The 12736-nt window shown below is 63.3% G+C and carries 9 protein-coding genes; 8 read left to right on the top strand and 1 reads right to left on the bottom strand.

Features of this window, described 5'->3' with window-relative positions; genetic code table 11:
* Nucleotides 1-37: 37 nt before the first annotated feature.
* From A9971_RS19475 to choV, 3 genes are all read left to right on the top strand, one after another.
* Nucleotides 38-994 carry a choline ABC transporter substrate-binding protein gene (locus tag A9971_RS19475; protein ID WP_011063937.1) on the top strand — a complete coding sequence of 319 codons (957 nt, stop codon included), beginning with the start codon at nt 38-40 and terminating at the stop codon, nt 992-994.
* Between the two features lie 70 nt (nt 995-1064).
* A complete protein-coding gene (choW, locus tag A9971_RS19470) occupies nt 1065-1910 on the top strand; it encodes a choline ABC transporter permease subunit (protein ID WP_019095263.1) in 846 nt (281 codons plus the stop codon).
* Nucleotides 1907-3085 carry a choline ABC transporter ATP-binding protein gene (gene choV, locus A9971_RS19465; RefSeq protein ID WP_011063939.1) on the top strand — a complete coding sequence of 393 codons (1179 nt, stop codon included), beginning with the start codon at nt 1907-1909 and terminating at the stop codon, nt 3083-3085. Before choW ends, choV begins: the two co-directional genes overlap by 4 nt.
* 187 nt (nt 3086-3272) lie before the next feature.
* Here the strand turns inward: choV and A9971_RS19460 are convergent, their stop codons facing one another.
* The gene (locus A9971_RS19460) at nt 3273-5225 is read right to left on the bottom strand and encodes a BCCT family transporter (protein WP_225368821.1); all 1953 of its coding nucleotides are present in this window, start codon (nt 5223-5225) and stop codon (nt 3273-3275) included.
* Between the two features lie 486 nt (nt 5226-5711).
* Between A9971_RS19460 and betI the strand changes: the two genes are divergently transcribed.
* The 5 genes from betI to A9971_RS19435 all read left to right on the top strand — a co-directional run bounded on the left by betI (nt 5712) and on the right by A9971_RS19435 (nt 12735).
* On the top strand, nt 5712-6305 hold the full coding sequence (gene betI / locus A9971_RS19455) for a transcriptional regulator BetI (RefSeq protein ID WP_011063941.1): 594 nt from the start codon (nt 5712-5714) through the stop codon (nt 6303-6305).
* Between the two features lie 108 nt (nt 6306-6413).
* Entirely contained in the window at nt 6414-7886 is a 1473-nt protein-coding gene (gene betB / locus A9971_RS19450; protein ID WP_011063942.1) for a betaine-aldehyde dehydrogenase, read from the top strand.
* A 136-nt stretch (nt 7887-8022) separates the two neighbouring features.
* Nucleotides 8023-9726 carry a choline dehydrogenase gene (gene betA / locus A9971_RS19445; protein ID WP_053154303.1) on the top strand — a complete coding sequence of 568 codons (1704 nt, stop codon included), beginning with the start codon at nt 8023-8025 and terminating at the stop codon, nt 9724-9726.
* 229 nt (nt 9727-9955) lie between these two features.
* Complete coding sequence (locus tag A9971_RS19440) at nt 9956-11398, top strand: TldD/PmbA family protein (protein ID WP_093405260.1); 1443 nt, start codon at nt 9956-9958, stop codon at nt 11396-11398.
* A complete protein-coding gene (locus A9971_RS19435) occupies nt 11398-12735 on the top strand; it encodes a TldD/PmbA family protein (RefSeq protein WP_183001138.1) in 1338 nt (445 codons plus the stop codon). The genes A9971_RS19440 and A9971_RS19435 overlap by 1 nt, the downstream gene beginning before the upstream one ends.
* The last annotated feature ends 1 nt before the right edge of the window (nt 12736 follow it).

Raw genomic sequence — 12736 nt, 5'->3', positions numbered from 1 at the left:
CCAAACGCCGCCAAAAAAACATCCAGGAGTCCCCCCTATGAAAGGTTCCCCGTCGTTGTTGTTGGCCGCCATGCTGAGTCTGCCGCTTCTGGCACAAGCCGCAGAACCGGCACAATGCAGCACCGTAAACTTCTCCGATGTCGGCTGGACCGATATCACCGTGACCACCGCCACCACCAGCGTCGTGCTCAACGCCCTGGGCTACAAGACCAAGACCACCATGATTTCCGTGCCCGTGACCTACAAGTCCCTGGCCGACGGCAAGAACATGGACGTGTTCCTCGGCAACTGGATGCCGACCATGGAAAACGACATCAAGCCCTACCGCGACGCCGGGACCGTGGCCACCCTGCGGGCCAACCTGGAAAACGCCAAGTACACCCTGGCGGTGCCCGAGTCGCTGTACGACAAGGGCCTGAAGGACTTCGCCGACATCGTCAAGTTCAAGAAGGAACTGGACGGCAAGATCTACGGCATCGAGCCGGGCAACGACGGCAACCGCACCATCCAGACCATGATCGACAAGAATGCCTTCGGCCTGAAGGACGCCGGCTTCAAGGTGGTGGAATCCAGCGAGGCAGGCATGCTGTCCCAGGTCGAGCGCGCACAGCGCCGTGACACCGCGGTGGTGTTCCTGGGCTGGGAACCGCACCCGATGAACACCCGTTTCAAGATGAAGTACCTGACCGGCGGCGACGAGTTCTTCGGCCCCAACTTCGGCCAGGCCACCATCTACACCAACACCCGCAAGGGCTATGCCGAAGAGTGCAGCAACGTCGGCCAGTTGCTGAAGAACCTGTCGTTCACCCTGAACATGGAAAGCACCCTGATGGGCAACGTGCTGGACGACAAGATGAAGCCTGAGGCGGCCGCCAAGGCCTGGCTGAAGCAGAACCCTCAGGTGCTCGATACCTGGCTCGCCGGCGTGACCACCATTGACGGTAAACCTGGCCTGGAGGCCGTGAAAGCCAAGCTTGCACAAGCTTCAAATTAAGTAGTGCGCTTACGCCGGGCGGGCTCGCCCGCCCGGGCTGTTTTTCCCTTGCATGCGGACGTTCAATACCATGCTCACTGATCAGAAAATCCCCCTGGGCCAGTACATCGCGGCTTTCGTCGAGTGGTTGACGAAGCACGGCGCCAGCACCTTCGACGCGATCGCTACCACCCTGGAAACCATGATCCACGGCGTGACGTTCGCGCTGACCTGGTTCAACCCCCTGGCCCTGATCGGCCTGATTGCCCTGCTGGCGCACCTGATCCAGCGCAAATGGGGCCTGACCGCCTTTGTCGTGCTGTCCTTCCTGTTGATCCTCAACCTGGGGTACTGGCAGGAAACCATGGAAACCCTGGCCCAGGTGCTGTTCGCCACCCTGGTCTGCGTGCTCATCGGCGTACCGCTGGGCATAGTCGCGGCGCACAAGCCGCTGTTCTACACCATGATGCGGCCGGTGCTGGACCTGATGCAGACCGTGCCCACCTTCGTCTACCTGATCCCGACCCTGACCCTGTTCGGCCTGGGGGTGGTACCCGGCTTGATTTCCACGGTGGTGTTCGCCATCGCCGCGCCGATCCGCCTGACCTACCTGGGCATTCGCGATGTTCCACAAGAGTTGATGGACGCCGGCAAGGCCTTTGGCTGCTCGCGCCGTCAGTTGTTGTCGCGCATTGAACTGCCCCACGCCATGCCGAGCATCGCCGCCGGCATTACCCAATGCATCATGCTGTCGCTGTCGATGGTGGTGATCGCCGCCCTGGTGGGCGCCGATGGCCTGGGCAAGCCGGTGGTCAACGCCCTCAATACCGCGGATATCGCCCTGGGCTTCGAAGCCGGCCTGGCCATTGTGCTGCTGGCGATCATGCTCGACCGCATCTGCAAGCAACCTGAAGCCAAAGTAGGAGGTGACGCATGAGCATTATCCGCTTCGACAAGGTCGACGTGATTTTCTCCAAGGACCCGCGCGAGCCCCTCAAGCTGCTGGACCAGGGCATGACCCGCAACGAGATCCTGAAGAAGACCGGGCAGATCGTCGGCGTCGAGAATGCCAGCCTGGACATCGAGAAAGGCGAGATCTGCGTGCTGATGGGCCTCTCCGGTTCCGGCAAGTCGAGCCTGCTGCGCTGCATCAACGGCCTGAACACCGTGAGCCGCGGCAAGCTGTTCGTCGAGCATGAAGGCAAGCAGATCGACATCGCCTCCTGCAGCCCCGCCGAGCTGAAGATGATGCGCACCAAGCGCATCGCCATGGTGTTCCAGAAGTTCGCCCTGATGCCCTGGCTGACCGTGCGCGAAAACATCAGCTTCGGCCTGGAAATGCAGGGCCGCCCGGAAAAGGAACGGCGCAAGCTGGTGGACGAGAAGCTTGAGCTGGTGGGCCTGACCCAGTGGCGCAACAAGAAGCCCGACGAACTCTCCGGAGGCATGCAGCAGCGCGTGGGCCTGGCCCGTGCCCTGGCCATGGACGCCGATATCCTGCTGATGGACGAACCCTTCTCGGCCCTCGACCCGCTGATCCGCCAGGGCCTGCAGGACGAACTGCTGGAGCTGCAACGCAAGCTGAGCAAGACCATCGTCTTCGTCAGCCACGACCTGGATGAGGCCCTGAAGCTGGGCAGCCGCATCGCCATCATGAAAGACGGACGGATCATCCAGTACAGCAACCCGGAAGAGATCGTGCTCAACCCGGCGGACGACTATGTACGGACTTTCGTTGCCCACACCAACCCACTGAACGTGCTGTGCGGGCGCAGCCTGATGCGCAGCCTGGACAACTGCAAGCGGGTCAACGGCTCGGTATGCCTGGACCCGGGTGGCGATTCCTGGCTCGACCTGGCCGAAGGCAACACCATCAAGGGCGCACGCCGCAACGGCTCGCAGCTGGACCTGCAGAACTGGGTTCCGGGGCAAGCCGTGGAAGAACTGGGCCGACGCCCGACCCTGGTGGACTCCAGCATCGGCATGCGCGATGCCCTGCAGATCCGCTACCAGACCGGCAACAAACTGGTGCTCCACGACAACCAGAAAGTGGTGGGTATCCTTGGCGACAGCGAGCTCTACCACGCGCTGCTCGGCAAGAACCTGGGTTAAGCAGCAGACACAAAAACGCCGCGAGCAATCGCGGCGTTTTGCTTTAACCACCCACCCCCTTCTGTAGGAGCTGGCTTGCCAGCGAACAGGCCCTTAAGCCTTGCAGTGCCCTTGAGGACGCCTTCGCCGGCAAGCCGGCTCCTACAGCGGCTGGAACCGCTCCGTAGGGAGCGGCCCGTGACTTCACTCAGCTATAGACACGGCCAAGGAGCTGCCGATGGCTTTCGAACTGATCGAGCACATCCCGGGTGATCTGCTCCTGGGTGAAGCCCATCAAGTCGTATTCCTGGCTGCCGTTGTGCAGATACACCTCGGCGCGGTAGAAACGGCTGCGCACTTCGCTGTCGGCCCCTTCCGGCTGGGTCGATTCGCTAGGCGTCGCCAGGTAGCCGTCCAGGCTCACTTCATAGACGAAGGGATTGCCTTCATCCATTTCCACGCGCAGGCCCAGCAGGTTCTTCGACTTGCCCAGGTTGGTCTGCACTTCCAGGCTCAAGTTGCGCAGTTGCGCCGCCGCTTCCTGCAAGGCCGGGCTGACGTGCTTGTCCATGTAGCGCTGCACCACCGACTGGGTCGGCTGCAGGTCCAGCTGGCTCAGGCGCTCGCTGAAGCCACGACGACCACGCTCGGCCAGTTGCGCCTGCTCCTGCTCGATCTGCACGTCCTGGCGCATGGCCTTGTGCAAGCCGAACATGAAGCAGATCAGCACCACCGAGAACGGCAGGCCGGCCAGCACCACCATGGTCTGCATGGCTTCGAAGTTGCCGGCGAACAGCAGGCCGATGGTCACCAGGGTGATCACCACCGACCAGAAGATCCGCAGCCAGTGCGGGGCGTCTTCGTCGACGTTGCCGCCCTTGCACGAAAGGTTGGCCATCATCACCGCCCCGGAGTCGGCGGGGGTCAGGAACAGCACGAAGCCGACGAAGATCGACACACCGATGACAATCTTCGAGGCCGGGTAGTGCTCGAGCAGTTGGTAGATCGCCATGGACGGCTGTTCCAACGCCGTCTTGCCCAACTCCACGGCTCCCTGATTGACCACCAGATCCAGGGCCGAGTTACCGAAGATCGACAGCCAGGCCAGGGTGAAGCCCAGGGGAATCAACAGTACGCCGGCCACCAGTTCACGCACGGTGCGACCACGGGAAATACGCGCGATGAACATGCCTACAAATGGCGCCCAGGAAATCCACCAGGCCCAGTAGAACAGGGTCCACAGGCCCAGCCAGCGATCGGACTTGGCGCTGTCGCCCTCATACACATAGAGGTCGAAGGTCTTGAGCACTACACCGTTCAGGTAGTCGCCGATGTTCTGCACGAAGCCGTTGAGCAGGTGCAGGGTCGGGCCGAACAGCAGGACGAAGATCAGCAGGCCGCTGAACAGCACGATGTTCAGGTTGGACAGGCGGCGGATGCCGTTTTCCACGCCGGACACCGCGGCGATGGTGGCCACCGTGCTCATGACGATGATCACGATCAGCAGGTTGGTGTTGCTGTGCTCCATGCCGAACAGGTTTTCCAGGCCGGAAGACACCTGCATCGAACCAATCCCGAGGTTGGTCACCAGGCCCAGCAGGGTCACGAACATGCCGAAGCCGTCCACCGCGTGGCCGGCCGCGCCCTTGACCCAGCGCTCGCCCACCAGCGGGTACAACGCCGAACGCAGTGCCAGTGGCTGGTTATGCCGATAGGCGAAGTACGCCACCGCCAGGCCCACCAGGGCATAGATGGCCCAGCCGTGCAGGCCCCAGTGCAGGAACGTCAGCTGCAGCGCCTGGCGTGCGGCCAGGTTGCTGCCCGGTACGCCTTCCGGCGGGTTGAAGTAGTGGTCCAGGGGCTCGGAAGCACCGAAGTACAGCAGCGAGATGCCGATGCCGGAGGAAAACAGCATCCCCGCCCAGGCGCCGTAGCTGAAGTCCGGGGTGTCCTGCTTGGTCCCCAGCTTGAGCTTGCCGTAGGAGGAGAACGCCAGGCCCACCACGAACACCAGGTAAGCGGCGATCACCACCATGTAGTACCAGCCGAAGCTGCGGGACAACCAGGCCTGGGCAATGCCCAGCAGTCGGCCGGCCTCTTGCGGGGCGATGATCAGAATGGCGGTCAACAACAGGATCAGCGCGGTGGAGGTGTAGAACACCCAACCGTTGACCCGCACCTTCTCCGGTGGGGTCTTTATAAGAGAGGCAGAACTCATTGCGCAGATGCTCCGGGCAGTGCGAGAGAAGGACACAAGGCAACACGGCACCCGACCAATCGGTTAGTTGGCAGCCGATCATCGGGTGTTATAAAGACACCCCGAAAACACCCGAAACCGCAAAAGCCGCGTTGCGCAACCGCATCCGGGGCCGGTGACGAACCTGCAGTTCGTCGCCTGGAACCCGGAGCGTCCTGCCCCTTCAACACGTGTGCTCTCTTGCCGGTCCACGCTATGCCGCGTGTAAGTTTCGGGCATTTTCGGAGGTCGTTTTTCCGCCATCTGCGAGCAGGAGAAACTCCCCAGGCAGCGACGATTTGTCGCAGATCTTATTCTTTGTTGATTGAACGTTCAATCAAAACAAAATAGACTGGCCCACAAGTCGACGGGCGTCATACGCCAATCGACAGGCCTAAGGAGAGGTATCAGATGCCCAAGGTCGGTATGCAACCCATACGCCGCCAGCAATTGATCGAAGCCACGCTGCAAGCGGTCGATCAGGTCGGAATGGGGGACGCCAGCATTGCGCTGATCGCCCGTTTGGCCGGTGTCTCGAACGGCATCATCAGTCACTACTTTCGGGACAAGAACGGCCTGATCGCAGCGACGATGGGTTACATCATGAGCATGCTCAACGAAGGCGTCAGAGCACGCCGCCAGGCCCTGACGGACGACAGCCCGCGCGCTCATCTGAAAGTGATCATCGAGGGCAACTTCGATGCCAGCCAGGTGAACGGCCCGGCAATGAAAACCTGGTTGGCCTTCTGGGCTTCCAGCATGCACCAGCCCGATTTGCACAGGTTGCAGCGGATCAACGACCACCGCTTGTATTCCAACCTGTGTTGCCAGTTCCGCCGTGCCCTGCCGCTCTACCATGCGCGCAAGGCAGCCCGCGGCCTGGCGGCCTTGATCGACGGTTTGTGGCTGCGTGGTGCCTTGTCGGGTGATGCATTCGACACCGACCAGGCGATACGGATCGCTTACGAATACATGGATCTACAACTGGCTAAGCAGGAGCGCTAGAGCACAAAAGAGACGCTCGGCCCCTGAACCGCCACTGATCAGCGCGCCCCGAACTTAGGGGCATGCCCGGTGGTCAAGCCCACTACTTAATGCACTTGCGAGGACACTATGGCCCGTTTCGAACTGCAAAAACTCTACATCGACGGCGGCTACACCGATGCCGGCAGCGACGCCACTTTCGATGCCATCAACCCGGCCAACGGTGAAGTTCTCGCACAAGTGCAGCGTGCGACCAAGGAAGACGTTGAACGCGCCGTGGTCAGCGCCGAGAAAGGCCAGAAGATCTGGGCCGCCATGACCGCCATGGAGCGTTCGCGCATCCTGCGTCGCGCCGTGGAAATCCTCCGCGAGCGCAACGACGAACTGGCCGCCCTGGAAACCCTGGACACCGGCAAGGCGTTCTCCGAAACCAAGTACGTGGACATCGTCACCGGCGCCGACGTGCTGGAATACTACGCAGGCCTGGTACCGGCCATCGAAGGCGAGCAGATCCCGCTGCGCACCACTTCCTTCGTCTACACCCGTCGCGAGCCCCTGGGCGTAGTGGCCGGTATCGGCGCGTGGAACTACCCGATCCAGATCGCCCTGTGGAAATCCGCACCGGCCCTGGCGGCCGGTAACGCGATGATCTTCAAGCCGAGCGAAGTGACCTCGCTGACCACCCTGAAACTGGCCGAGATCTACACCGAAGCCGGCCTGCCGGATGGCGTGTTCAACGTCCTGACCGGCAGCGGCCGCGAAGTCGGCACCTGGCTGACCGAGCACCCGCGCATCGAGAAGGTCTCCTTCACCGGCGGCACCGACACTGGCAAGAAGGTCATGGCCAGCGCTTCCAGCTCCTCGCTGAAAGACGTGACCATGGAACTGGGCGGCAAGTCGCCACTGATCATCTTCGACGACGCCGACCTGGATCGCGCCGCCGACACCGCCATGATGGCCAACTTCTACAGCTCCGGTCAGGTCTGCACCAACGGCACTCGCGTGTTCGTGCCGAGCCACCTGAAAGCCGCTTTCGAAGCCAAGATCGCCGAGCGCGTTGCACGCATCCGCATCGGCAACCCGGAAGACGAAAACACCAACTTCGGCCCGCTGGTCAGCTTCCCGCACATGGAAAGCGTGCTGGGCTACATCGCCAAGGGTAAAGAAGAAGGTGCCCGCGTACTGTGCGGCGGCGAGCGCCTGACCGACGGCGAATTCGCCAAGGGCGCCTTCGTTGCACCGACCGTGTTCACCGACTGCACCGACGACATGACCATCGTCCGTGAAGAAATCTTCGGCCCGGTCATGGCGATCCTGACCTACGAAACCGAAGAAGAAGTGATCCGCCGCGCCAACGACACCGACTTCGGCCTGGCTGCCGGCCTGGTCACCAAGGATCTGAACCGCGCTCACCGCGTGATTCATCAGCTCGAAGCCGGTATCTGCTGGATCAACGCCTGGGGCGAGTCCGACGCCAAGATGCCGGTTGGCGGCTACAAGCAATCGGGCGTGGGCCGTGAGAACGGCATCAGCTCGCTGAACAACTTCACCCGCATCAAGTCGGTGCAGGTCGAGCTGGGCGACTACGCCTCGGTGTTCTAAGCAGCTGTCAGCTACAAGCGGCAGGCCCAGGCAACAGCCTGGCTTGCCGCCTGCTCCCCATTCAATGCCAAGCCCGCTTCGCTGCCTTTTCCCGCAGCTTGAAGCTTGAGGCTTGCAGCTCTCCACGGAGGCTCCAATGGCCCAAGAATACGATTACATCATTGTGGGTGCCGGCTCTGCCGGTAACACCCTGGCGACCCGTCTGACTGAAGACGAAGGCGTCACCGTCCTGCTGCTGGAAGCCGGTGGCCCGGACTACCGTTTCGACTTCCGTACCCAGATGCCGGCGGCACTGGCCTTCCCCCTGCAAGGCCGTCGCTACAACTGGGCCTACGAGACCGATCCAGAGCCACACATGGACGGTCGCCGCATGGAATGCGGTCGCGGCAAGGGCCTGGGCGGCTCGTCGCTGATCAACGGCATGTGCTACATCCGCGGCAACGCCATGGACTACGACGGCTGGGCCAAGCTGCCAGGCCTGGAAGACTGGACCTACCTGGATTGCCTGCCGTATTTCCGCAAGGCGGAAACCCGTGACATCGGCCCCAACGACTACCACGGCGGCGAAGGCCCGGTCAGCGTGACCACGCCCAAGGCCGGCAACAACCCGTTGTTCCACGCCATGGTCGAAGCCGGCGTGCAGGCCGGTTACCCGCGTACCGAAGACCTGAACGGCTACCAGCAGGAAGGCTTCGGTCCGATGGACCGTACCGTCACCCCTAAAGGTCGTCGCGCCAGCACCGCCCGCGGTTACCTGGACACCGCGAAAAAGCGTTCGACCCTGACCATCGTCACCCACGCCCTGACCGACAAGATCCTCTTCGAAGGCAAGCGCGCCGTGGGCGTGAGCTACCTGCAAGGCAGCACTGAAGAGCGCGTGGAAGCCCGTGCGCGCAAGGAAGTCATCGTCAGCTCCGGCGCCATCGCCTCGCCGCAATTGCTGCAACGTTCCGGCGTAGGCCCTCGCGCCCTCCTGGAAAGCCTGGACATCCCGGTGGTTCACGACCTGCCGGGCGTGGGCGAGAACCTTCAGGACCACCTGGAACTGTACCTGCAGTACGCCTGCACCCAGCCGGTGTCGCTGTATCCATCGCTGCTGTGGTGGAACCAGCCGGCCATCGGTGCCGAGTGGCTGTTCAACGGCACCGGCATCGGTGCCAGCAACCAGTTCGAAGCCGGCGGTTTCATCCGTACCCGCGAAGAGTTCGAATGGCCGAACATCCAGTACCACTTCCTGCCGGTGGCGATTAACTACAACGGCAGCAATGGTGTGAAAGAGCACGGCTTCCAGGCGCACATGGGCTCCATGCGCTCGCCGAGCCGTGGCCGCGTGCAGCTCAAGTCCAAGGACCCGCGCCAGCACCCGAGCATCCTCTTCAACTACATGGCCACCGAGCAGGACTGGCAGGAATTCCGCGACGGCATCCGCCTGACCCGTGAAATCATGCAGCAGCCGGCCCTGGACCCTTTCCGCGGCCGCGAGATCAGCCCGGGCATCGAGGTGCAGACCGACGAGCAACTGGACAAGTTCGTCCGCGAGCACGCCGAGACCGCCTTCCACCCATCCTGCTCGTGCAAGATGGGCACCGACGACATGGCTGTAGTGGATGGCCAGGGTCGCGTGCATGGCATGCAAGGCCTGCGCGTGGTGGATGCCTCGATCATGCCGATCATCACCACCGGCAACCTCAACGCGCCGACGATCATGATGGCCGAGAAAATCGCCGACAAGATCCGTGGCCGCCAGCCACTGCCACGCAGCACCGCGGCCTACTACGTAGCCGGTGAAGCCCCGGTACGTGGCAAGCCGATGCGCGATGTGACTCCCGCCGCGCAGTAAGCCTGACGGGCGCCGACCGCAAGGGTCGGCGCCCTTTTTCTCTTCCCTTCATTCCCTCAGAACTACTTCCTTGATCGCAGCCTTCGGCAGCGGCTACAGTTCTGCAACTTGCACATCCCCTTTCGCCCCCGCGCCCATCAGCACCTATACCTGTAGGAACCGCCGGGCGGTGTTCCGTTTGCTGGCGAAACGCGTCGACCCGCTATCGCGCCTCACAAGGAGGTCCTCCATGTTCGACTTTCACCCCCAGCTCAAGCAGCGCTTCGCTGCCTTGCGCACGGGCGCCGAATTCTTTTCCCTGCGTTATGTCCGCGAATCGGACCAGTACCTGTCGGTGCGCAAGAACGTCGCCGAGCCGCCGAGCCTGGGCCGAGACGAAGGGGCGATGCTGACCGTGCGGGTGCGCGGCGTGGAAGCCTACGCCGCCACCAACGACCTGTCGCAAAGCGGCCTGCAGGCCGCCCTGGACCGCGCCGAGCAGCAGGCCCGGGTCATCGCCGCCCATGCCCTGCTGGACCTGCGTGAGCAACCGGTCTCCAGCCACCGCGCGGACTATTTCTCGCCCAACCTGGAGCAGCCCTTCCCCTCCCTCAGCGACTGCTATCAGCTGCTGGGCGATGAGTCGGCCTCGGTGCCCAAGGATGAACGCCTGGTGAACTGGCAGGTGGGCATCGGCGTGACCCAGGTCGAACAGATCTACCTCAACAGCGCCGGCGCCGAGCTGCGCCAGGCCCAGCGTTTTGTCTACCCGGGCCTGGACGTGACCGCCTACGACGGCAGCGACAGCCAGACCCGCAGCCTAGGCCGGGAGAACTTCGGCCAGCAGGGCGCCGGCGATGTGATCAGCCGCTGCGGCCTGCTGGGGGCCGCACCGCGGGTCGCCGACCAGGCCCTGCAACTGCTGCTGGCGCCCAATACCCCCCAGGGCCCGCGGGACCTGCTGCTGATGCCGGACCAGATGATGCTGCAGATCCACGAATCCATCGGCCATCCCCTGGAGCTGGACCGCATTCTCGGCGACGAGCGCAATTACGCCGGCACCAGCTTCGTCAAACAGCAGGATTTCGGCCGCCTGCAATACGGCTCCTCGCTGCTCAACGTGACTTTCGACCCGCAGATCCCCGAGGAACTGGCCAGCTACAGTCACGACGACGACGGCACCGCGGCCAGCAAGCAGTTCCTGATTCGCGAGGGCCTGCTGGTACGCCCCCTGGGCAGCGCCCTGTCGCAATACCGCAGCGGCCTCGACGGCGTTGCCAACAGCCGCGCCAGCAGTTGGAACCGTGCACCGATCGACCGCATGGCCAACCTCAACATCGAGCCCGGCGACCAGCCCCTGGAGCAAATGATCGGGCACATCGAGCATGGCATCCTGATGTCCACCAACCGTTCCTGGTCCATCGACGATGCGCGCAACAAGTTCCAGTTCGGCTGCGAATGGGGCCAGTTGATCGAGAACGGCGAACTCCGCGGCGTGGTCAAGAACCCCAATTACCGGGGGATTTCCGCGCAGTTCTGGCGCAACCTCAGCGCGGTCGGCGACCGCAGCACCTTCCAGGTGCTGGGCACACCCAACTGCGGCAAGGGCGAGCCCAACCAGGTGATTCGCGTCGGCCATGCTTCGCCGGCCTGCGTATTCAGCAAGATTGATGTATTTGGAGGAGACGCCTGATGACCAGGACAGCCGATCAGGCCCAGCCATTCAAGGCCTTGGTGCAGTGGCTCAAAGACGCGCTGCGCGAGACCGAGCAGTTCACCCTGAGCTACGCCGCCGAAGCCTCGGAGTTCATTCGCTTCAACCACGCCAAGGTGCGCCAGGCCGGGCAGGTGCAACAGGCCAGCGTGCATTTCAAGCTGATCGACAATGGCCGCCACGCCGACCTCAGCATCACCCTGAGCAATGACCCCGAGGTGGATCGCCAGCGCCTGGCCGATGGCCTGCAACAACTGCGCGAGACCCTGCCGCTGCTGCCGGCCGACCCGTACCTGATGCTCAACCACACCCATTGGCAAAGCCATCACGTGCAGGACCAGCCGCTGCCCGGCAGTGAGCAGGTGGTGGAAGAAATCGGTCGTGCCGGCGCCGGCCTGGACCTGGTGGGCATCTACGCTGCCGGCCCCATCAGTCGTGGCTTCGCCAGTTCCGGCGGGGCCTTCGGCTGGCACCAGGCCAACAGCTTCAACTTCGATTTCAGCCTGTTCCACGAAAACGGCGAGGCGGTGAAGGCCAGCTACGCCGGGCACGCCTGGGACAGCCAGGCCTTCGCCCTGCGCTTCCAGCAGGCCCGGGAGCAGCTGGAGTTCCTTGGCCGGCCACTGCGCACCCTGGCGCCCGGGCAGTACCGGGCCTACCTGGCGCCGGCGGCCCTGGAGGAGATCATGGGCATGCTGGCCTGGGGCGGCTTCTCGGCCCAGTCGATCGCCAGCAAGCACAGCCCGCTGCAGAAGCTCTATGCCGGTGATGCCGCGCTGAACCCGCTGGTGTCGCTCGACGAACAGGTCAGTGGCTCCCTGAGCCCGGCGTTTTCCGACGAAGGCTACCCGCGCAGCGACCTGTCACTGATCGCCGCGGGCAGCGCCAATGCCCAACTGATCAACTCCCGCAGCGCCGCCGAATACGGCCTGACCACCAATGGTGCCGGCAGCGGCGAGTCCCCCAGTGCACTGAACATGGCCGCGGGGCGGTTGTCCCAGCAGGAGATCCTCAAGCAGCTGGGCACCGGGCTGTACATCAGCAACCTGTGGTACCTGAACTACTCGGACCTGCCGGCGGCGCGCCTGACCGGCATGACCCGCTTCGCCACCTTCTGGGTGGAGAACGGCGAGATCCAGGCGCCCGTGAGCACCATGCGCTTCGATGACAGCGTCTACAGCCTGCTGGGCTCGCAGCTGGAGGCCCTGACCGAGCAACGCGAGCTGCTGCTGTCGGCCAGTACCTACGGCCAGCGCCAGACCGCTTCGATGCACTTGCCCGGAGCGCTGGTCAGCCGCCTGACCCTGACCCTGTAGA

Source organism: Pseudomonas sp. UME65 (assembly GCF_014170225.1).
In the GTDB taxonomy this organism is placed as follows: domain Bacteria; phylum Pseudomonadota; class Gammaproteobacteria; order Pseudomonadales; family Pseudomonadaceae; genus Aquipseudomonas; species Aquipseudomonas protegens.
Note: the sequence above shows the minus strand (reverse complement) of the source record. Positions and strands in the feature narration are given on the sequence as shown.